The sequence below is a fragment of the Bacteroides sp. Ga6A2 genome, from assembly GCF_000702225.1.
Taxonomy (GTDB): domain Bacteria; phylum Bacteroidota; class Bacteroidia; order Bacteroidales; family Bacteroidaceae; genus Ga6A1.
The window spans coordinates 1-21,689 of record NZ_JNKX01000053.1 but is presented as its reverse complement, the minus strand read 5'-3'; the positions used below and the strand labels follow the sequence as shown (position 1 = coordinate 21,689).

Below are 21,689 nucleotides of genomic sequence, written 5' to 3'. Positions count from 1 at the left end.
AGCTGAGATAATACTCCTTGAAGTTCTTGTATGTGCCAAAATGATAGCATACGAGGATGGTCATAATCTCGCTTTCGGAGAGTCTTCCCTTACGGTTTCTGTGACGTTTTCCGCTGCCGTCTTTGGATGGCAGACGAAGGTTTTTCTTCAATTCCTCGTTCAAATTCTTGTCAAACTCGTCGATAATACAGAAAATTTCTGTAACTTTGTCTCTGGTAATCATTGCTATTATATTTTGTAACTTGTTTGTTTTCAACTATAAAGATACAAATAAATAGCGAGATTACCAACTTTTATTTGACTTTTCTTATCCCGAACTGGCGTATTATATATATTTATATATATATTATTTATTATTAATTAGTTATATATAGTATAGGGGTACTTTGAAAGAAACATAACAGTACCTCAAAAAACGAACTGTAACTGTAACAACTGTAACGCATGACTTGTAAAATCTAAGTTATTCTTTACAAGGCTTGCTTTGATTTCTTTTTCCATGCATAGTAGTTTTGTATTGGTTAATGTAGTTTTGTAGAACCTTGAATGTTTTGTGCAACGTTGAAGAACTGGGGTTGCAACCCCTTGTCCTGTTTAGTTGCGTGAATGTGTGGTGATTGCAAATCTATACAAGCTTTCTAATTTGTAGAATCTATTATTTTATGCAGAATCCAAGTACCGTTGCTTTTCTTGAACATATAGTGTACTAAAATTCCACATTCTTCTCCTCTCATGGTAGCCATATTCTTGCTCTCGTCAATAATAGTAGATACCTTTTGTCCGTCTATTATAGTATCAAACAGATTGGTATGATTCCAATCTTTATTGCCTATGATATAGGTTGTATCTTCTCCTTCAAAATCATATCCGTTGCATCGTAATTCTATTGGAAAAGAAACATGATTTATTTGATAGACTGAATCTGAACTGAATTTTATTAAGAAGTCTTTGAAGGAGCGTTTGTTATTTTTTATTGTCAAAGGCATATTGTTGTCAACTCGTTGTTTTTCTGGATGCTGGCATCCAAAACACAATAAGACGAGAATTGCGTAAATATATTTGTTCATTGTTATAAAATGCATGGGCTTAATATTCTTTTGTTTTGCTGAATTTTCGCGCTCTATTTCCGTTCGCTTGTTGCCGAAGGGACGCAAGAATTTGGTAAGGCTGATGCCATTCATTATGTACTATCACTTCATCGGTTCTTCCCAGACACATGGAACGCCCAAGTAATGGTCGCGTATTCTGTCTTCTACGTGATTTGAGTCCCACACGGCACAACGTTCTAATCCCATGCATTCTTCTCTTGTAGAAGGAACTATTTCCCCTGTTTCGGTGATATACATTTCAATATTATCAGGATTAAAATGGTCTTGAATGAATTGATTAGGTATAACCTTGCAATCTTCACGTATAGGCATCTTGCCAACTTTTAACCAGTCTCCCTGTGTAATTACTTGTTTATATACACATAAGAAAAATAGTATAGGTGCATTCTCTAAAATAGTGAAATCCTTCAGATGTTCTTTACTACGATAATCAAAGAAAACACATACTCCATTAAGTATTTGTGCATAAGTGAAATACTTATTTTCTATATTAATCTCTAATATAGATCCTACTGTCTCTTTTTGTCTTTTCATCTGTCTTTAATTTTATTATTAGAGTTTATATTAGTCGCTTTGTTTCTCCGAATTTCCGCGCTCGAACTTCGTTTGCTTGCTTGCCGAAGGGACGCAAATGATTTACCATCGTTGTGCATCTTGTGGATATGGATAGTCGTTGTTAATCAGATAAGATGTTAAACGGGCTTGGAAATATAGTTTCCACATAAACTTCCATGTCAGAACTGGATATGCTTTTCTTAAACACTTCATTATCTTTATATAAGTGAAGATGTTTAATATAGGAATTTGCTCAATCGCCAGACCAAGATCATCACTATGAATACTATAGCAAAGGTAATCTTTGGAATACTCATGTATTCTGTAATATACCGCCAATAGGTATGTATTATATAAGCCCATTGTAAGGATTGTGCAAATATACCCATTGTGTGTGTTGCTCCAAAGCCTAAATTTGTTTTCATACTCAGGCTCATACAATATAAGGTTAAGTATTGCGTGCATAATGTGATTTGTAAAAAACAAAAGCACTCCCAAAGCTGTGTATATATCGTTGTCATGCCGAAACACGATGCCGGCATCGGTTAATTGGCACACAACAATAAACAGTATGGTTGCAATCTCCACAAATACAAGACCTACTCCACAAAGGAATAGTATATATAGGCATTTGTATAATGGAGATTTTAATAAATTCTTAATATGCTTTACTCTTTCTAATAAACTTTTTCCCATGATATAACTAATATAAGTAATCGTCGATATTTAAATCTGCCATCTTAATTGTTTTCTTCAACTCCAGACTTCTTACAGATTTCATTTTAGTTTTCAAGATAGAATATTGCACCATCATGTCTAATCATAATTAAAATAGTCATATCTTGGGGAAAGATAATTATATTATCTGAGTAAGGAAACCAAATATCGCTAAAATATTTTGAGAAATCATGTGTTTGAAGTTTATCTATTGTTTGAAATTCATCCCAATCAATATATATAATATCACTTGATAATTTCAATTTTTTAAATACGTCTAATATATCAAAGTTCTCGTCAAGAGCGTTATACTTCTCTATAAATAAAGCATTTGATTGAAAATTATCAAAAACAGATACTTGGGAATCATATACTTGCGTCTTTTCTTGGAAATGATGATAACATATATTACAATCTGTTTTGCTCAATTCTTGAAACGAAGGAAAAGGATTCCCCGTTTCTTTCTCAAATAAATCGATTTTAAACTTTTCCATTTAATCTGTATGTTATGTGGCGCTAACCTTATAGTCCGTAAACTTTTTTGAATAGCTCTAAATCTTCGGTTGGAATATTGTTTTTGTTGATAAATGATAGCTCAATAATGGACTGTTTATCGTAGTGATTGTATTCATATTTTGATACAATAAGCCCACCTTCAATATGTCTTCTGGCAAGGGAAATATCCTCGCTCTCAAACACTCCATACTTTTTCTCCATGATTCTGCGTAATTTTTCGAGAACTCTGAGCCCATCTTCTTTTCCTTTGATCTTGAGGCTGATTTCTACACAGAAAACAAAGGTTGTGTTTATGTCGTACTCGACAACGATGTGACAAGAATCGCCAAAGTAAGTTCCGTAAAAGAATCTTCGATTGTCGGATTCTTCCATGTAGATGTCGCGGACAAATCCTTGCTCGGTCATTTTATGGCAAAATCCGTCTATGTTTCCCCACAGTTTCGGCTTCAAGCCCAATATTTCAATGGGGGTGGATTTGTCAGATTTGTTTATCTCGGCAATCTGTTTGTCAGTCAATTCCTTTTTTGTCTTTTTCTTGAATCTTGGGGCTGAGTTGTTTGGAGAGAAAACGGCACGGATGCTGTTTCCGCAGCATCTGTCTATACGTGCATCAACATCGGGACATTCTTCGAAGTTCAGTTCGTATGCATGGCTCGGGTATTTTTCTTGGCTAAGCACACAAGACCAATATCCGCCATATTTGCCCGAAGAAGGGTCATCGGGATTATATTTGCAGGCTGAAGGTAGGAATATGGCGTTACCGTTGGTAGATGAAACGATGAAGCCTTCTGTTCCTGAGTTCTTATAGCTGTTTGTCCATGTCCAATTACAACATTCTGCCAATTCCCGAAAATCTTCTTGCGTAGGCATGTGCCAAGGAAATCCCCAGTTTGCCGTTGCTGCATCGTCTTTCGGCTCTAAAATATTTAGTGTGTCGGCATATCCGTTGTTTCCAAATCTTGCGCTATCGTAGCAATATTTTGTTAACTTGCTTGAATTCCCTTTTGCATATTTGTAATTGTTCCAACTATATGCAGACTTAGGACAAGTTTCGCCCCAAGCAAACAGGTTGCCCGGCTCGAATTCTGAACGTGCTCCAATATTCGTTGTTGCCCACAGATTGCCGCTCGGCAGACTCAAATCAACAAACTCATGTCCGTTAATTGATTTCGTTGTTGCATCTTTTTGTGCAAGAACGGTATGTCTCGTAATGATGCAAAGTGTGAAAAATATAATAAACCCAAATCGGTCGTTAGAAGTACATAAATCCGTGGTTAAGTTTGTAAAGCCTTGAAAGTAAGCCACTTGTAAGCTCGTTTTTCTAATGGCAGTCATTAGAAAATTCAATTTGTAAAGTGCTTGTTATCAAACGGTTATGAAAGTAACCACGAAAATAGCCATCCTAATAACCGATTTGGGATAAAGTATTTCATCATGAATTTTATTTTCCCTCGTCGGAGGTGGTTTGCATTACGCTTGCGAGTGTAAGGGAGTAGGATTTTTTTCGAAATATTTTATTAAGTTGTCAAAACATTTCAAGGTTCTTTCTGCATGGTGTTTTGAATTGATGTGCAATTCATTTTTGTAAACCTCCTTAATTTCTTCATAGTTATGATTACACAATTTAGCCGAAATTAAGCCAATAATACAATGAGTATCCATTCCAGAACAATAAGGATTAAACTTGTATTCAGGATCTGTATTGAACAAAGAGTCTATTCCATTCAATATACTATATTTCTCAAAAAAAGACATTACATTTGTCATGAAATCAGATAAGAAATGGCAGAAGACTTTCATGTCGGTAGAATTATATACCTTAAATCGATCTGTCTCGTTATATCCCATAGTCCATTCTGTCTCGTCATTAAAGTTTCCTTTTAGAATCTCTTGATACAAAAACAGATTTATAAATGCAGTATAATTGAGTTCATAGTTATTCAATTCACATATTTTGTGAATATCTTTTCGCTTAATTTCCATAAAAGGAAGTAATTCAACACATTCAACTCCAAAATTGTAGATGATAGAGATTTGAAAGAGAACGTCTTTTGTTTCTTTCTTGAAAGCAAAATCTTTTTTATTTGGTTTAAAACCAAATTCTTTCATTCTGTCTTCCAACAATAAGAAATATTCTTTTTTAATATCTGATAATTTCATTTTTTACTTTATTTCTTTTACTTCAACATGAGACACCTTCATTATCGATGGAAGTATTGATTTGCCATGTTTTAGCGTTTAGCAATAATATGATTATAATAAAACAAGCATTTCATTGTGCCTATGTGTTGTATTGCCAAAATATCTGTTACCGGGCTCAGATAGCTGGTTAAATGTCTAATTTTAAACTCCTTATAGTCTCTTTTTGCCATTGTAGTAATCTCTCTTGACCTTTGTCGTAAGAATAAGAATCAAGAAAACCTACAAATTCTCGGGCTATATTTATGTCGTCCTCAAACCAATCAGAATTTGGATGCGTTTCAAAATCTAAAATCTTATTAAAATAAATTCTTGAGTTCTCAAAATCAGATTGCAGATAATAATGAAATGCATAACATTTGAGTCTGCTAACGTCCGAACCATAATAAGGATGGGCATTTAGAAATGGAATATAGTCTGAAAAACAGGTCAGACGTTCAAATTCCTTGAACGAATTTAGCATATTGTTGATTTTGTCGATTTCTGAAGGATTAAGATGCCCGCCTAATCTGTTTCCCAGACTAAAGTTGAGATGTGGAAAAGGGTCAAACAAGGATTGGACAAAATACTGAATAAAGAAGCAATCCTCATTTATAGAGGAATCAAGATAAAATCCCTTCAATAATTTAGTCCCACTTTCGTGTTCAATGACAGAATATGCCAATCTTCCCTTCTTTGTATAAGACGGGAAGGAGAGTTTTCTCATAATCTTATTCAATTCGGTACTTTTCATCTTCCTTTACATTCTGCGCCCATTCGGCAGGTACGGAGTGGTTGCCCTGTTCCTTGATGAATATCGGCTTCTTTGTGTCAAGCCTCTTCGATGACGTATTTTTCTATTGTACGGGTGGCATTAGAGAAGTTTACTCGCCATTGAGATAGTAAGGCATCAGAAACCTGATGAATCCCTTCTCCACTTCTTCGTTGGGGAATCCAAGCGTATATATTTCGTATTCAGGGTCGTAATCCTTGATGGTGAGGTAGCCGCTCTGGTAGATTACGGGTATTGGGTCGTTAGACTCTGCGTCGATGCAGTTAAGCACGTCGCTTGTTACCTCAGCCTTCGACATCTGCTCCAGATTGTAGTGATGTCGGCGCAGCAGTTCTACGAGGTACGACGGTGTGCCAGTCTCGAACCAGTAGCTGCGGAAATCTCCGTTGTTTAATGTGTTGAGCACGCTGAACGGATTGTATATTCCTTCCTTGGCATATTCGTTAAAGTGATAGCCGTCATACATATTCTTTAGCTTGGCTATGCACTCATCGCGAGTTATATTGTTGTCCGCTGCCAGTTCGTCTATCTTTTTGTCAAAAGTTGCAAGCAGTTCCTCTTCTGTAATACCGCAGATGTTGTGGTATTTCCTCAGCATAGAGATATCCATTAGATTGTTAAGGTCGCTGAATACGCTGACTTTTCCAAACTTAGTAACTCCCGTCAGCATGGCGAACTTGATGCAGCCATCCATCGACTTTAACGCTCCATAGAAGCCTTTGAGTGTTGCGCGGTATTCGTCTTGCAGTTCTTTGTTGCCTATGGCTTGCAGCATAGGTTTGTCATATTCATCTACGAGTATGACTACACGCCGACCAGTCTTTTCGTAGGCACGTTTTATTACACCCTCGAAACGTGTGCCGAAGGAACGTTCCCACTCTTCTCTACCGTATAGTTTCTCTTGTTCGGAAAGAAAAACATTTATTTTGTTTTCTAGTTTTTCCCTGCTGTCATACTTCTCGGTATTCAAGTCAAGATGCAATATAGGGTATTCTGCCCAGTCTATGTCCTCTTTCTGATCGATAGCCAAGCCTTTGAACAGGTTGCGCTTGCCCTGAAACAGCGCCTTGATGGTAGACAGCAGCAATGACTTGCCGAAGCGTCGTGGGCGCGAAAGAAAGTAATAGCGTCCTTCATTGACAAGTCGATATACATATTCCGTCTTATCAATGTATGTATAGCCATCTATACGGAGGCTCTCAAAGTCTTGTATGCCTATTGGTAGTCGCAGCATCGTCTTTGCCATAGTCTTTAAAAAATTGAGGAATGGAAAAATTAGGAACCAAAAATCCTAATTACAAATTTACAAATAAATTCTGAGAAAACAACACCTTTTCTGGATTAAAATGGGAAACGCGATGTAATGTCACTATTAGTCCCTCGAACTCTCTTAGATAGTATGCGAAAAGAGTTCGAGGGCGTAAATTCGTCAAAACGTTGGGAGGGCTTCGGGATTCGTTCGGGATGCCTTCGGGTTTGGGCATACGGGAATGCCATAGATGAATGTCCTTTAGGGAGTTCCGATGCTTGCCTTACTGCGCTGTTGCGTCTGAGGTATGTTTGTTGTTATTCAATGAAACAACTAAGGTGTCAACTTTTGTATTGTGTAACGAACAGGAAAGAACTAAACGCAGACTGTCTGCATTAACGTCTATAGATTCAATGGAATCATACCCTATGAATGTGTAAGATTGTTCCTGATTGATTTCAACCTTCGTCACAACGTCATTCATCATCAATTGGGGAGTAACAACTGTAATCTTAATATTTTTGTTGTGAATTTTCAAATCACATATTGTTTCTGATGTTGGTTCGTCATTTAGAGCAGTCGTAATCCCTATGCCAAAAATCAAGACAAATACAATTGCAGTAATACATGCTGCAAAGATAATTTTGTGTTTCATAAACTTTTCTTTCTGTTCTGTTCTGCATTTATGGCTATTCACATACAATATTGATGCCGTGAAGTTTACACTCTTTTATAAATTGCGCACTATCAGTGATTTGTGTTATGTGCTCATCCCTTATCTTATTGGCAGCCAATGTATCTTTCGCATCAGTTTCATAATTCTTCTCAACAATAAAATACTCGTTACGGCTATTGGCAAAATTATATGCTATGAGTGCGATCCGTTTATCCGTATAGCCCCACTTTTTTACAAAAGTATTGGCATATCCATCATTCTTGTATGAAGGAATAATTGGTGCGCCATGATAACATGTTCTGCCATGAACATCTGTGCTATAGACAAACAGATATGTATCGCGTTCCCAATGTAAAATGTATAAGTTCTTACCAACGTTTTGACTTCCCCAGAATTCTGGACATAACCACTCAGAAGATAGAAAGAGTAAGAATAATATTCCCACTATAGACAGAAGAGAAGCGAATCCCCATTTTGCGACACGCTCAATTTGTTTTATATTAATTTGCATAATCTTTTAATCTTTTAGTTTGCCTTTGCCATAATAGCATGAATTGGAGAAAATCCCCCACAAACATACTAAATATCTACGAGAGTAGTGACAAGGCATTACCAAACAAATTGTTATATGTCAAACCTTAGGCAATCTTGAAATACCGTAGAACCATTTTTCCATTTTACCCAAGCCTTGAATTCTCCGTTTTGGATTTTAATCCAATCACCTTTTACTTCTTTAATTTTGCATTTTAATTCATGTCTATTTGAAGGCTCAATTTTTGTTTTTAAGTCTTCTTGAAAGAATTCATCTGTCTGCCTTGCCCAATATTCCATTGAGCATAAAAAAGGAACTAATTCGTGTATATCGTAAATTAACTTTTTCTTGATTAGTTTCCATGATTCACCAACTCTAATTCTACAATATTCAGCATCGAAGTCTTCGTAAAAGAAATATATTATATCCCAAGAAGGATGATAAGAGAATACATTTCCTTTTAACGCTTCACATCTTGTTTCCTCAGTAATGGAATCGTACTCAAAGTTCGCATAAACGCTAAAATCCAAGTTATACACAGAACATACAGAATCTCTCATATCTTCTGGGAATGGCACACATAATTGCGCAATTTTGGTGAACTCAACTGTATCGCTATTATGTATGTCTGTATTCTGACCATTTGCTGGTTTAAACGACATGCATAGTATAGCCAAGATGATTAGTGGAATGTATTTTGTCATTTGTTTTATAAATTCTAAAAAAGATAATTTCCAGCTTGTGTTATTTTTGTCAGAACTTTTATTGTCTCAGGAGTGCTGAGCAAAACAAGCTTTTTTTTGCAGTCGATGTTGCCCATTGCTGCACCTTTCTTCAGGAATGGCATGGACATACGCAAGATGTTCAGCCTTACAGATGGCTTGACTATTCCGTAATGGTTGATGAAATCGAGATAAGCCTTGTAAACATCGTAGCAGGCTTCCGGATTCTTGTATTTGTTTGCCAATATTATAGAGAACAGAAGAAGCTTTCGCATCGGATATTTCTTCTTCTTCATCTGGTTGTAGTATGACAAATCTCCGTTCTTCAGAATCTTGAAATATTCGGGATAGGGTGCTTTATAATAAGATTTTACTTCTCTTAAAATTCTTTGTGTATCATTATCCCAATTTTGAATTCCGTATCCTCTGCTAAGCCTTTCTTTATCATACAAGTTCCAGTATTTTCGGGCAATACTGTCATTCTTGTCTCTGCAGAACAGAACACTAAGTTCCAATAGGTCATCATATCTTTTTTCTCTTTTTAGTTTTGATTCAAGCCACCTGAATGTGTCAATATCAAATAACTCAAAATGTCCATATACAACATCTTTTGAAGCCTGGTATGGTAGTCGGCTATAGTCTTTCATACAATCTATCACATCCATAGTAATAAACTGTTCTAACGGATAGTCTGGTTGAGGAAAACTTCCATATATAAAGTCTGCAATATCCTCTTCTATATCACCCGAAATGTAGTCTCGGATTTTAGTCTTTAATTCTTCTCCGTGATATTCTGGCGTAATCGGTTCTGCTTTTATTATGATTGACTGCGCCATGACATTGGTGATATTCAGAACGATTGCTGCTATGATAAATAGATATTTCATGTTAATATTTAGATTTGAAATTTTTTAAACTGTGGCTTTTGATTTCCTTGAATTTCATTTTATTCTTCGGTTATTATATGTTTTTTCTTGAATCAAGATATCATTATGGTCTAAGATTCCCTTATATAACGTAACAATATCATTTTGAATTATGTAGAAATCATCAGGAAGTCTTTTATATTGAATTTTAAAGCTAATCTTCTCTTTCTTTTTACTATACAATTTTCTGACAGATTTCAATTCGCCAGAATTATTATAGCATATCAAAAAGTCTTTTCCTTTGATTCTGAACATTCCATATATATTGGTTGATTTAAGGTTTCTTATGCCTCTGTACTCCCAGTTTTGTATAGCTATCTTTTTGTTGCCTATTCTGACTATGTACATCTCACAAGAATCGTTTACTGCCAGTTCTTTCATGACATTGAAGAGAATGGACTCTGTATTTTTCATCTCCAATCGTTCAATTGCGTAGCTTCCTTCACGATAAAAGACGGAGTCTCTTTCGTTAATATGATATGTGATATTTTTTTGCCCGTGTGCTAATGTATCCATAGACAAGCAGCAAAAAACGGTAATAATAAATTTAACTACAAGATATCTCATATTTCACTATTTTGTGTTGAAATGTGTGGCGGTTATGTTTGTACGCTTAGTTGCGTAAGATTAAGCAGCGACTGCACATCAAGTCGTTCTACGGAACGAGTCAGAATGCAATGTTCTCGCAGATTTGTATTGCTATTTGCGACTATCTGCTACTTGCCATTGCAATATAGATCAATATCTTTATATTATATCGGCTGCCATCGGGAAAGTTCTCTTTGAGAGGAAGCCCTTAGGTGAGCTATTTGTTAAAACAAAACGTACTCAGAATGACTGCGATGATGGTCAGCTGAACTTATGGGACAATTTCTTTGGACTGTAGTGGACTGGTTATTTTTTTCTTTGTAGAATCAACCCTTAATATTGCGTTTGAATCCGTCCAAAAGAACTCTTGAATAAATACACGTCCACCCATCCCCGAATGTGTAATAGTATATTTCCTATTAGGACGTAATTTTACTCTTTCTTTTCTCTTATAGCCAGTACCTGTCATTATTTCTTCAATAGATATTTCTGTGGTTGTTCCTTGTAATCTTATAGTATCTGATCTTCTTGTTTCATACGGATCTTTCTTAGTAATAAAGAATAAATGTCCATCATCTATTTGAGTACTGTCAGATTCAATTTCTAAAATTAGCAAGTTATGTACAACAATAATCTGTCGTTTCTCGTCCAACATGAACGAGTGGTCTGTTGTACATGCCATGAAAGAATACAATACTACGAAAATAAAAACAGTTTGTATTATTTTTTTCATTCTTCCGATTCTATATATGCGTTCCACCATTTATCCAGTTGCTCTATTTTTCTCCCAATTTGTTTTGATGTACAAGCTATGATTTATTAGTCCCATTTCAGATACTTTCTGCCAGACTCATTCATACAAACAATAAGTGTATATGCCAAGCGACCTGTAAGATACAGCCATACAGCTGACTTGCCCTTCAAGTCTAAATCATGCCGACGCAATACTATTCTGTACAAATAAATATTCAACAATGGCACCATTGAAAATAGCATATCTGAATTCCCATGCCATTTTTCAGTTTCAGTCCTTGCGATTTTTGGTCCTAACAAAAATCTTAGTAAGGGACTACAATAAGTTCCCAATGTGGAATAAATCATTATATAGTTAATATACTTATATCGTATAATGTATCGTGTAATACACCTATAAGTTGATTTATAAAACATCACAAGCTTGTTCATCAATAGACTTGTGACGCGTGTAATACACCTATAAGTTGATTTATAAAACATCGCACATGACACAAAAGTATGCGATATAATCAAATAGAATAAATTTAAAGTAATGTAGTTAAGAATAAACTCTTTTATACTATAATCAGATAATTCTGACAAGACAGAATAGTAGTACAACATCGAACAAATGCTCCACAAAGTACAAGTCAATACAAATAAAGCAGCAAAAATAAATCCCAAAATTATATTTGCCTTTACAAGTCCCTTCTTAATTTTAATGCTTATCGTCATTTTTTTTCTTTATTTCTTATTAATTCCATAAGCCATGGAAATCTCCCGAGAGTATGGTTTCAATAATGAAGATTCTATACATATTTTGCTAAAGCAAGAAGATTTATTGGCAATCACCATTTCGGTTATTTCAGAATCGTTCCATGTTGAATAAAATGTAATTGTATCTTCCTTATTTCCTTTGAATAGATTTTCATTTAGCCGAAACGGACTCATTCCTATTTTTTCATAAACAAGATTACGCTGTTTAATGAAATCATCCATATCGAACATACCGGAAGAATCGATATAGATGCGAACTCCACACAGCCGACCACATCGAAAAATTGGGTTAATTACCTTTGATGTGGTTTTGTCATGTCTATTGTAGAGAGAGCCGTTAGGACATAGTTTTACGTTTGTCTGATGGCATCCATATACGAGAGTATCAAAGAACGGAACTGATTTTTGACAGATAGAATCAGCTATTTTTATTAATTTCTTTTCATTGATTTGATACTGAATTTTTTCATCAGATGATGCATGTTTTGAAATTCGGGTTTCTCTACTAAAACCATAAACAATAGTGTCGAAACTTAGCACGGATGCTTTATGAACAGAGGGGCACTCGTTTTCCATACGCAGGCAATTGAATTCAAAGGAAGCCCTTTTGAAACTTTGAAATATTACCAAGATAACGGTTAGCATTAACAAGATGCGAAACAGTTTTTTTAAATCATTCATTATCATTGCTCTATTTTATAATTAACATTTTGTGGAATATCAGTTTTTTATTTGTTTCGCCGAATTTCCAAATTCGGCTGAACGAAGGGTTGATTTGGACTTATATGGTGAGTTTCACCTAAAATCGGTCTTGATTTCTCGTGGCAGATCTTCCCATTGTTGTGTGTCAGAATAAAATATTTTAGATTCACCTACACCATTGCTAAAAGATATAGAATAAGCATTTTTTCCTTCCTTTTGATAAAAAAAAGGAGGATTAGATTCATCTATTACTTTTATACCTATAACAGAAAGAGAATCTGGGACTTTTCCGAATTTGTTTCGATAGTTCTCGATTTTAGAAACAATTAGATTTCCCTTTTCTATCATTTTCTTTTCCTCGCTACAAGCAAAAAAAAGTATTAAAACAACAAACAAAAATATTTTTATGATAGTTATCATCGTCTATGGATTTTCTTTAGTGTAAATATCTTCGAGAGTAGGGGCTGGAGAATATAATGTAATTTTTTTTATTAGAGCAAAGTTATTCTCGTATTTGTGAGGTTGTCTTATATCCTCGAAAAATACAATTTTTACCCTTATGCTATCCCCTTTGGATATTTTTGGTAAATCGCATTTATTGTCTACACTAATATAATATCTTGTTCCATTATACAGAAAAGCAGCCGAACTGTTCGGCAATCTCTTAATCTTTCCTTTAAGTTTGTTCTTAACTTCGTTTTGAACGTTAATTAAAGGATTCTTTCCAAATGACAAAAACTCGACTATGAAATCTTTTTCACAGATTCCATTTGTAAAAAACAAATTGTCGTAAAGACTTCCTTTTTCACATTGTGCGTATATGCTTGTGAAACACAAAGAAGTCATAATGAATATAAATAATCTTTTCATAAATTATTTTCTGTTTTTGTTTTTTTCGAACCCCTCGTTGTTGTGGATTTGTCTCGCCGAGTTTTACCGAAGGGGCGCAAGAATTTGGCTGGAAGGATGTGTGGGGGATTGCAAATTCCCCACAAGCAAAATTCGTTACATATCCCTGAGAACATGGCTGATTTTATGACCAGCCATGTATGTTTACATGAAGAGGCGATTTTTCTTTTAGTTGGTTATATATATGTTCCACATCATTATTGTCGAAATCGCATAATCCGTGCAAGAATGTTGATTTGTGTGTTTCAATCAGAACGCACCATGAATCTTTGTTGTTCATGTGCTCTGGATGAAAACATCGTTTTTCTTCATTTCTTAGCAGACATTGCTTTATTTCTTCCAGTTCTTCATGCTTTATCTTGCCTGTCATCTTCTTTTTAATGCTTTCTACGACAACTTTTTCTGTAGTTTCTCCACGTTCTGTACGCACGTCAAAATTTTTGTCCCTTGTTCCGTAAAACGTACAGATTGTACCATTTTCATACAGGTTTATTTGATATGTCTCGTTAAGAGTTCCTGTTGGAAAAATAATACATTTGCACAACAAATCGTCTTTGGTTTCTCTTTTGGTGTGATTGCTGCACGATAAAAGACAGAATAGGATAAAAATCCCAAATATGTATTTCATATAATAAGCTCTCCTTTTTTCTAGACCATGTTCTACTTTGAGTTTATTTTCACTATAGCGAAATGTTCCCTTAACTCCAACAGTTTTAAGTTCCTCGGTTCTTCCATTGACCGTTACTTTCTGTCCTTCTGAACTAATGTAAGAATAAGTTTCTATTTTGTTGTATGCTATAGCTTTTCCTTCCATTAAACGTAAGCCATGAGAACGTTCTTGCAATTTGATTACATATCTCAGAGGGTTGGAAACAAAAGTTTAGACAGACTCAATAATTAGGTCTTATATTCAGAGGAATATATACTGTGTATTCGACTTTTTTTCCAACTTTATTTTTTGCAGGCTTCCATTTTGGCATACTCATAAACATACGAATGAAATCAGAGTCTGTTTTGCACAACATTCCTTTTGTAGACTTGACCTCAATTACGTTTCCTGTAGAATCTATTTTTAGATTGAACCCAAAGCTGAATTTTTCCAGATCCTTTGGCATATGTTTGTTGATATAGTATATAATATCAATTTGTTTATTGCCAAATTGAGGATATTCGCTTATTGAATCGCAATTTTGAGAATAGCCTATATCTGCAAATGTAAGTAACAGTAAAAAGAGTATTTTTTTACTGTTCATTCCAATATTTTTCGTCATAAATATAATATCCTTTCCCATTTTTTGAAGGTCGATTTCTTCTATCGTTCTTTCTATTTGTTGCATTGTAATACAACTCTGAGGCTTGTCGCTCCCTAAATCTTTATAGGATAGCCTATCATTTTGACATTAAAGAACTGGGAGAACAAACCCCAATTCTGTTTAATTTGCGTGAATGTGGGGGGGATTGCAAGTCTCCACAAGCAAAACAGGTTACTTAATTCCCGAGAGTAGGGAATCCCAACTTGCATATTTGTTACAAATCCCAGAGAGCAGGGTTACTTTCGTTTTAAAATGACACTCCCTATCCTTAGTTTGTCCTTGTCCAAGATTTTTATTTGGAGAGAATCTTCGATATAATCACCGCATTGCAATGCTTTCTCAATATCACTTAGAATAGGATTATTATTACAAGTAATATTTATCACACAATTATTTACTATTCCCCATTTGCCTTGACATATATTTTTTGATAAGTCCATAGACCTTTCAAATAAGCAGGTACTATCTTTGTTTAATTCTAATCGTGTGGACGTTGACAGGGTGTTCTTCGCCCTATCTACTCCAACATATCTACCGCTCATTGATGCTATATCAAATTGTTGGACTTTGCAAGACGCAAGTAGCGTTGTCGAAATTAAGTATACTATAATGTTTTTCATTTTTTTATAATATATACCAGGTATATTTTTTGACTTGTAATTAGGAGATTCTCTTTTTTTAATCTCTGTAATCCACGGATATGCTTGAATAAGACTTTCACCCGACCCGACTAGAATGTGTGGGGATTGCAAATCTCCACAAACAAAAGCGGACTATATATCCACAATAGCAGGGATTTAGTTATTTTCTTGCTGCTTTTGCGTGCTTTTGTTCCATAATGCTTTTGCAACATCTTCTTCTATCACACTTGGAAACTTTGTCGATTTGTGATAAGAAATCAAACTTAAAACAAAACGCAATAAAGGCTCGTCTGTTTTCATACACTTGCCGTTCAATTCAAGAATATATTTTTCGTCTCCAAATTCCTCGTCTCCAAATTTAGAAAGAACCAAAACATCATATCCATATCCTTCTATTTGACAGACAAGTTTTGCATATACGTCATACCCCGTAAATTTGGTTGCAGATGTGTCCCTTTCTATGGTGGAAAATTTTTCAACCAATAGTTTAGCCACGTCATTACTATAAAACTGGAGACTTTTTTGGTTGGAACCATCATAATACATTGCGTAATCGTATCCTAAAATATCAATTACTTTAAGAACTGGATAGTTCTCATATTTTAATAACACCTGCGATGTGTGTTGTGCATTACAGTGCATGTGTAATGCACAACAAAGTACAATAAAAAGGAGCTTATACATATTCATGATGTTTTCTATTCTTTGATTATTTTATTAGATGTAACATTTTCAGTTTTGATTAATTTCCCCCCCCCTCGTCGTAGTGATTTTGTTTCGCCGAATTTGCCGCTCGAACTCTGTTCGCTTGCTACCAAAGGGACGCAAGAATTTGGCTGAGGAAAAAATCGGGAATTTGAAATTCCCACCGCTGAAAAACAAGTTATGCGAAGCTGAAAAACGTTTGTTTTTGATGCGATGTTTTGTCGCTTTGCGACAATGGGAGTTACAAACTCCCGTCTATTGATGCTGCCGAATTCGGAAATTCGGCAGAACGAAGGGGAGGGGAAGGCTTCGGGATTCGTTCGGGTTTTATTCTTCAACAAGCAGGTGGTGATATTCATTTTCTAGTTTACTTTTGAATTTATCGAGATTTCCTTTTGGAATGACGATACGTTTGAGATTTGGAGTCTTGTAAAATATCTTTTCTCCAATATTTGTCAGACTTGCAGGAAGTTTCACTTCTTCAAGGTTTATGCACCCGCCAAAAATCTTTCCCTCTAATGTCGTTACTTTGTTTGGTATTATAATACGTTTTATTTTTATACAATTACCAAAAGCTCCAAATCTTACAACATGTAAATTTTCTGAAAGTTTTATATTTTCAAGTGATTCACATGGACAAAACGCCGTTATACCTAAAATTTCAACTGAGTTTGGGATAAAAATTCTTCTTAGTCTATTATCCATAAGAAAACATTCACTACCAATTTCTTTTATTCCATCAGGAAGCGTTACCTTTTCCAGACTATCACAATAGGCAAAAGCCCTATAATTAACCAGAGAGTCTTCTGGTTCAGAGGTTTCTGAAATTTCGGCTTTGACACCAGAATTTCCAATCTCGGAATAGGGAGAAACTTCTACACTTTTCAAATTTTTACAGTAAGAGAAAGCCCCCTTTCCTATATATGTAACACTTTGTGGCAGAGTTATGTTTTTTAGTTTTTTACATGATATAAAAGCTGCCCCTTCTATTCGTTTTAATCCTTTTGGCAATTCAATACTTTCGAAATTGCAACCTGAAAATGCCCATGCCCCGATTGTTGTTACGCTCTGAGGTATGTGTATGTCTGACAGACTTAAGCATTCTTGAAACACGCCTTCTTCTAATGATGTCAATCCTTCTGGAAGCTCGACTTCTGTCAAATTATAACACTTGTAGAAAGCAAGCGATTCTATAGATTTCACAGATTTTGGAATTTTTATTTTTCTTAGAATTTTGTTTCCTAAAAAAGCGTTCTGTTCAATTCTTTGTATATCGCTGGGAATTAAGGTGTTTCCACATCCTATAATAAGTGTGTTAGTTTTGGTCTCAATTAATGCATTGCAATTATTGCGTGAATCATAAAACTGGTTGTCTCTGTCAACTTTTATTTTTTCTTGAATGCTGCAATTATTAAAGGCATAAGGCTTTATGCAAGTTATTCCCTTATGTATTTCTAATTCTTTTAGAATATAATCAAACAAAAAGACGTAATTTCCAATAGAGGTTACATTGTATTTTTTTCCTTTGAAATTTAATGAATACACAAATTTTATTTTGCTGCAATTTTCTTTTTTAATACAATCTGTAACTTCTAAATGGTTCTTAATCAGCTTGTATCTTATGCTGTCTATCAGAAAAGTGCTGTCATTCTCTGCGATGAAAGAGGTGCAACCTTTAACCTTTCCGTTGCGGTCAACAGACACAATTTTGTTTTTGCTCATTCCCATGCAAAACACGGGAATGAGTAAAAATAAAGTTATGAATAGTTTTTTATTCATCAAAGTTAAAACATTTATCATTATCAATATAATTACGATTTTCGTCAAATTCTCTATACCGCATTTCCATCATTTCTCTGTGCAACGATGTGAAAGAACGTTCTTGTATTTAAAGAACTGGGGTTACAAACCCCAATTCTGTTTTTATTGCGTGAATGTGTGGGGATTGTAAGTCCCCCACAGACAAAAATTGTACTATTTTTTATTCTATCAATTATTTTGTTTAAGAAAAACTCATTAACAAAGCCTACATGGTCAAGAATTGAGTCGGGAGGTATTGACAAGTATAAGCATATTATAAAATTTGATTTTCTCAACAACTTGTAATACAATGGAGCGACCGATTTTATTTCTCCTTGAGTTGTCATAAAACCAGAATCATAATCTCTGTCCAAAACAAAGAAACAAACATTTATTGAGTGGCGGAGTGATTCGCGTTTGCCCTTTATGTGATAACAGATATTTCCATAATTTAAAATCGAAAGATTCTCCTTTAAAATATCCTCTGTAAGATGAATTTTCGAAGAGTCTCTCTTGCCTGTTTTTTTAAAAGAAATCTGGCAGTCTCCACATTTGTTATATAATTCATATAGATACTCCTTCTTACAAATATCAATGATTGAATCTTGGATATCTATTTGTGAGCATGCAAATGTGTGGAAAAATATAATACAAATAAATGTTACTATTATTCTCATACTTCAATCTAATATTCTAAAGTTTCCTCTTTGTTTAAGACTGGGCGTTTAGCCGCTTCCAAGTTTAAAATCAATTTCCCTCCGCTCCGTAGACGTATGTGCGAATGTCTGCCACGCTTGCCATGACGGTGCGCACGGTCTTTACAACCTCGCCCATCTTGCCGTAGTAGTAAGCCTCGCCGCCGCTCGCGTCCTCAACCAGAGCCAGACGACCGGCACGACCGTGGTCGTCTCCGTCTCATGGAACGTGATTCCTAATAAAGGGAAGCTATATGTCAATTTCTCTTTCACATCTTATGATTAATCATTAGTGTAGTTCCAACTTTTTATTCTTGAATCATAAATTTTATATTTGTCAAAACCTACACAAAAGTAAACTTTATACGTCGTTTCGTTCACTTTCTCATAATATGGTCCATTTCCCATTGTTTCAACCTCATTAATATCTTTCACTGTCTCTGGTAATTTATTATGTGAACCTCTGTATAATTCAATTTCGTTAATAAGTTCTTGCCCCTTATTTTCATATTGTCTGTCTTCTTTATATTGCATATACTTTATTAAAACGATTATGAAAACTACGAAGATAGCAAAGTATAATATTTTTTTCATTTTTTTATGGATTATCACTTGTATAAACAGGTTTTGTTGAATGATTCTCACGAGTAGGCGTTTCTACTTCTTTTGAGGGGAGTTGATTATAATTCGGAGCCTTATCAGGGGTTGTTACCCCTAATGTCTCTAAATAGTTTTTCAAATGTTCTCCAAAAGAAAGTTTGCTGTTTGGATTAAAATATTTAGCTCCAAAAATAGCACCGAATTTATCTGTTGGCAAGTCTTCGTAACTATATGCAGAATGCTTAGCTGCTATTCTATCACTAGACTCTTGATGATATCCGTCTTTTATAGTTTCTTCGACAGGGTCTATATTCGCTTGCCTATATACATACAAATAAGATTCTCCTAAGTAAGCACTATTTTCCTTTAACCCAAATCGGTCATTAGAAATTTTGCCTTACATAATGTTCAGATAAGTATTCGGAGCCTATAAAAATATAAGCGAAAAGTGCTAATGATTGACTCTGAATATTTAAACCAACTTACATTTTGCTACTTATTTTTTCTAATGACCGATTTGGGTTTAATAGTTTCTGAGCAGATTCTTTCTGCAACCTATAATTATAAGCTTTGCCTGCATAAAACATAAAATGTGTCATATCAAGCCATCCACCTTTTGAAGTATATATATATAGCGACCCCTCGTCGTAGTGATTTTGTTTCGCCGAATTTGCCGCTCGAACCCCGTTCGCTTGCTACCAAAGGGACATTGTTCAGCCGAATTTGTAATTTGGCTGAGAGAAAAATAGGGAATTTGTAATTTCCACCGCTGAAAAACAAGTTATGCGAAGCTGAAAAACGTTTGTTTTTGATGCGATGTTTTGTCGCCTTGCGACAATGGGAGTTGCAAACTCCCGATTTGGCTGGAAGGATGTGTGGGGATTGCAAATCCCCACAAACTGGTGGAGGGGAAGGCTTTGGGATTCGTTCGGGATTTAGTTCCTCAGGGAGTTCCGATGCTTGCCTTACTGCGCGTGTTGCGCCTGAGGAATTTTGTTGTTATCTCCGCACGAATCTATGTTGAGAATGTGTGGCGGTTATTTTGTACGCTTAGTTGCGTAAAGTATCGTTTCATCATACGTTTTATAGTCGCTCTTCCTGTCGAGCCTTGACTGTCTGTGCAACGATGTGAAAGAACGTTCTTGCAATTTGCAGCATATCTCCACAAACTGGAGAGTGTTTAAATTACTAAGCCTTTTTCCATTCCGCCGAATTATTGCGCTCGAACTTTGTTCGCTTGTTTCCGAAGGATATTAGCCAACAAAATCCCCAATATTTACCTTGTCAAAAGATAATGGCTTCTCAAGAACTTTTATGGTCTTTTCTAAATCGAAGCCGCCTTCTACTACGATAGTGCCGTACTTGATGATTTTTCTTAAGAAAAATTGGTTTCTGTCAAATTCAAACACTAATATCTTGTAGCATCTCAAATGGTCGTGTCCGTAGTTGAAATAGATATTAAATCCCATATAAGTATTTTCTATGCCGCCAAATTCAAATTCTGCATTTCTGTCCATATCAGGAATTTTAATCTTCGAAATTATTTTCCCTTTCTTCATCAGACAGATATGTCCGTATGTCCGATCAATTATTTCTTCTTCATCAAAATGATCGTCCTCTTCGTCTTGATTGTACTTTACCGAAAAATCAGACAATGTGCCTTTTAAAGGCGTTGGGAGATTTAGGCTTTTTCTGATATTTGCTTTGTACGAATATGTTTCATGAACAAAATCGTCAACTTTCCAACTTGCATTCTCTAAGATTAGTACCATTTTTTCTGAAAATTTACTCTCTCCGTTTCGGATGGTGATATCAGCGTATATGGTACTGTCTTGTATTCTTTCTATTGTTTCAATTTTGAAGGAAGGTTTATCTACGAATTCATTATCAACCCAATGATTCCTATTATTGTTAAAACCTTTCTTTGTGCTTTGTTTTTGTAAAGATAATAGTTCGTTTGAAAAATACATCGAGTCCAAGAGGGTGTGTCAAAATAGGCACATCCTCTTATTTGTTTTTTTACAGGCACGGCGTGGAAAGATTCTTTCTATGCCGCTTTTTTGATGTAAAATCTGTCACAAGCACCCACGAAGCCGCATTTTGCGTTATATAGTCGGTATATTGGTATAAAAACAGCCTTTGAGAGACCGTTCTGTGCCTGTTTTCTCATCACGGCAGCCATTTTCTTGATGTCAAAGGCAATGGCGAAGAAGGCAAAGTCCATGGTGACCTTGCCCTTGCCGAAGTGACG

General features: G+C 35.2%; 25 protein-coding genes and 2 pseudogenes. All 27 read right to left on the bottom strand.

Going from position 1 to position 21,689, the window contains the following annotated elements:
• Window positions 1–223, bottom strand: a pseudogene (locus T538_RS0112540) (IS982 family transposase); the annotation flags it as partial.
• Between the two features lie 415 nt (window positions 224–638).
• The gene (locus T538_RS0112535) at window positions 639–1,181 is read right to left on the bottom strand and encodes a DUF4348 domain-containing protein (RefSeq protein ID WP_031534128.1); all 543 of its coding nucleotides are present in this window, start codon (window positions 1,179–1,181) and stop codon (window positions 639–641) included.
• 9 nt (window positions 1,182–1,190) lie between these two features.
• A complete protein-coding gene (locus T538_RS17245; RefSeq protein WP_034539127.1) occupies window positions 1,191–1,643 on the bottom strand; it encodes an Imm26 family immunity protein in 453 nt (150 codons plus the stop codon).
• An 803-nt stretch (window positions 1,644–2,446) separates the two neighbouring features.
• Window positions 2,447–2,875: a hypothetical protein gene (locus T538_RS17815; protein ID WP_051656075.1), complete on the bottom strand. Its 429-nt coding sequence runs from the start codon at window positions 2,873–2,875 to the stop codon at window positions 2,447–2,449.
• A 28-nt stretch (window positions 2,876–2,903) separates the two neighbouring features.
• The gene (locus T538_RS17810) at window positions 2,904–4,202 is read right to left on the bottom strand and encodes a hypothetical protein (RefSeq protein ID WP_155993194.1); all 1,299 of its coding nucleotides are present in this window, start codon (window positions 4,200–4,202) and stop codon (window positions 2,904–2,906) included.
• 165 nt (window positions 4,203–4,367) lie between these two features.
• Window positions 4,368–5,057, bottom strand: coding sequence for a hypothetical protein (locus T538_RS0112510; RefSeq protein ID WP_031534119.1), 690 nt, complete (start codon window positions 5,055–5,057; stop codon window positions 4,368–4,370).
• Between the two features lie 169 nt (window positions 5,058–5,226).
• Window positions 5,227–5,829 carry a hypothetical protein gene (locus tag T538_RS0112505; RefSeq protein ID WP_031534117.1) on the bottom strand — a complete coding sequence of 201 codons (603 nt, stop codon included), beginning with the start codon at window positions 5,827–5,829 and terminating at the stop codon, window positions 5,227–5,229.
• Window positions 5,830–5,959: 130 nt separating this feature from the next.
• Entirely contained in the window at window positions 5,960–7,102 is a 1,143-nt protein-coding gene (locus T538_RS0112500) for an ATP-binding protein (protein ID WP_155993196.1), read from the bottom strand.
• A 298-nt stretch (window positions 7,103–7,400) separates the two neighbouring features.
• On the bottom strand, window positions 7,401–7,772 hold the full coding sequence (locus T538_RS0112495; RefSeq protein WP_031534113.1) for a hypothetical protein: 372 nt from the start codon (window positions 7,770–7,772) through the stop codon (window positions 7,401–7,403).
• 34 nt (window positions 7,773–7,806) lie between these two features.
• Window positions 7,807–8,304 (bottom strand): hypothetical protein, encoded by a 498-nt coding sequence (locus T538_RS0112490; protein ID WP_031534111.1) that lies wholly within the window; start codon window positions 8,302–8,304, stop codon window positions 7,807–7,809.
• 113 nt (window positions 8,305–8,417) lie between these two features.
• Complete coding sequence (locus T538_RS0112485; RefSeq protein WP_031541328.1) at window positions 8,418–9,029, bottom strand: hypothetical protein; 612 nt, start codon at window positions 9,027–9,029, stop codon at window positions 8,418–8,420.
• A 14-nt stretch (window positions 9,030–9,043) separates the two neighbouring features.
• The gene (locus T538_RS0112480; protein ID WP_031534107.1) at window positions 9,044–9,934 is read right to left on the bottom strand and encodes a hypothetical protein; all 891 of its coding nucleotides are present in this window, start codon (window positions 9,932–9,934) and stop codon (window positions 9,044–9,046) included.
• Window positions 9,935–9,988: 54 nt separating this feature from the next.
• The gene (locus tag T538_RS0112475) at window positions 9,989–10,489 is read right to left on the bottom strand and encodes a hypothetical protein (RefSeq protein WP_031541326.1); all 501 of its coding nucleotides are present in this window, start codon (window positions 10,487–10,489) and stop codon (window positions 9,989–9,991) included.
• A gap of 343 nt (window positions 10,490–10,832) precedes the next feature.
• Window positions 10,833–11,294, bottom strand: a complete 462-nt coding sequence (locus T538_RS0112465) for a hypothetical protein (protein ID WP_155993192.1) — start codon at window positions 11,292–11,294, stop codon at window positions 10,833–10,835.
• A 746-nt stretch (window positions 11,295–12,040) separates the two neighbouring features.
• Complete coding sequence (locus T538_RS0112460; protein ID WP_155993190.1) at window positions 12,041–12,754, bottom strand: hypothetical protein; 714 nt, start codon at window positions 12,752–12,754, stop codon at window positions 12,041–12,043.
• A gap of 114 nt (window positions 12,755–12,868) precedes the next feature.
• Complete coding sequence (locus tag T538_RS0112455; RefSeq protein WP_031534098.1) at window positions 12,869–13,195, bottom strand: hypothetical protein; 327 nt, start codon at window positions 13,193–13,195, stop codon at window positions 12,869–12,871.
• A 3-nt stretch (window positions 13,196–13,198) separates the two neighbouring features.
• Window positions 13,199–13,645 carry a hypothetical protein gene (locus tag T538_RS0112450; protein ID WP_155993188.1) on the bottom strand — a complete coding sequence of 149 codons (447 nt, stop codon included), beginning with the start codon at window positions 13,643–13,645 and terminating at the stop codon, window positions 13,199–13,201.
• A gap of 163 nt (window positions 13,646–13,808) precedes the next feature.
• Complete coding sequence (locus tag T538_RS0112445) at window positions 13,809–14,498, bottom strand: hypothetical protein (RefSeq protein ID WP_031534094.1); 690 nt, start codon at window positions 14,496–14,498, stop codon at window positions 13,809–13,811.
• Window positions 14,499–14,574: 76 nt separating this feature from the next.
• The gene (locus tag T538_RS0112440) at window positions 14,575–14,976 is read right to left on the bottom strand and encodes a hypothetical protein (RefSeq protein WP_155993186.1); all 402 of its coding nucleotides are present in this window, start codon (window positions 14,974–14,976) and stop codon (window positions 14,575–14,577) included.
• 257 nt (window positions 14,977–15,233) lie between these two features.
• Window positions 15,234–15,617: a hypothetical protein gene (locus tag T538_RS0112435; protein WP_031534090.1), complete on the bottom strand. Its 384-nt coding sequence runs from the start codon at window positions 15,615–15,617 to the stop codon at window positions 15,234–15,236.
• Between the two features lie 177 nt (window positions 15,618–15,794).
• On the bottom strand, window positions 15,795–16,328 hold the full coding sequence (locus T538_RS0112430) for a hypothetical protein (RefSeq protein ID WP_031534088.1): 534 nt from the start codon (window positions 16,326–16,328) through the stop codon (window positions 15,795–15,797).
• Window positions 16,329–16,670: 342 nt separating this feature from the next.
• The gene (locus tag T538_RS0112425) at window positions 16,671–18,122 is read right to left on the bottom strand and encodes a leucine-rich repeat domain-containing protein (protein ID WP_197025787.1); all 1,452 of its coding nucleotides are present in this window, start codon (window positions 18,120–18,122) and stop codon (window positions 16,671–16,673) included.
• Window positions 18,123–18,175: 53 nt separating this feature from the next.
• Window positions 18,176–18,820 carry a hypothetical protein gene (locus T538_RS18180; protein WP_031534084.1) on the bottom strand — a complete coding sequence of 215 codons (645 nt, stop codon included), beginning with the start codon at window positions 18,818–18,820 and terminating at the stop codon, window positions 18,176–18,178.
• 300 nt (window positions 18,821–19,120) lie between these two features.
• Entirely contained in the window at window positions 19,121–19,432 is a 312-nt protein-coding gene (locus tag T538_RS0112410; RefSeq protein WP_031534083.1) for a hypothetical protein, read from the bottom strand.
• A gap of 4 nt (window positions 19,433–19,436) precedes the next feature.
• Window positions 19,437–19,772: a hypothetical protein gene (locus T538_RS18460; RefSeq protein ID WP_051663830.1), complete on the bottom strand. Its 336-nt coding sequence runs from the start codon at window positions 19,770–19,772 to the stop codon at window positions 19,437–19,439.
• Between the two features lie 919 nt (window positions 19,773–20,691).
• Complete coding sequence (locus T538_RS0112400) at window positions 20,692–21,210, bottom strand: hypothetical protein (protein ID WP_155993182.1); 519 nt, start codon at window positions 21,208–21,210, stop codon at window positions 20,692–20,694.
• A gap of 275 nt (window positions 21,211–21,485) precedes the next feature.
• A pseudogene (locus T538_RS18455) lies at window positions 21,486–21,689 on the bottom strand (IS5/IS1182 family transposase); the annotation flags it as partial.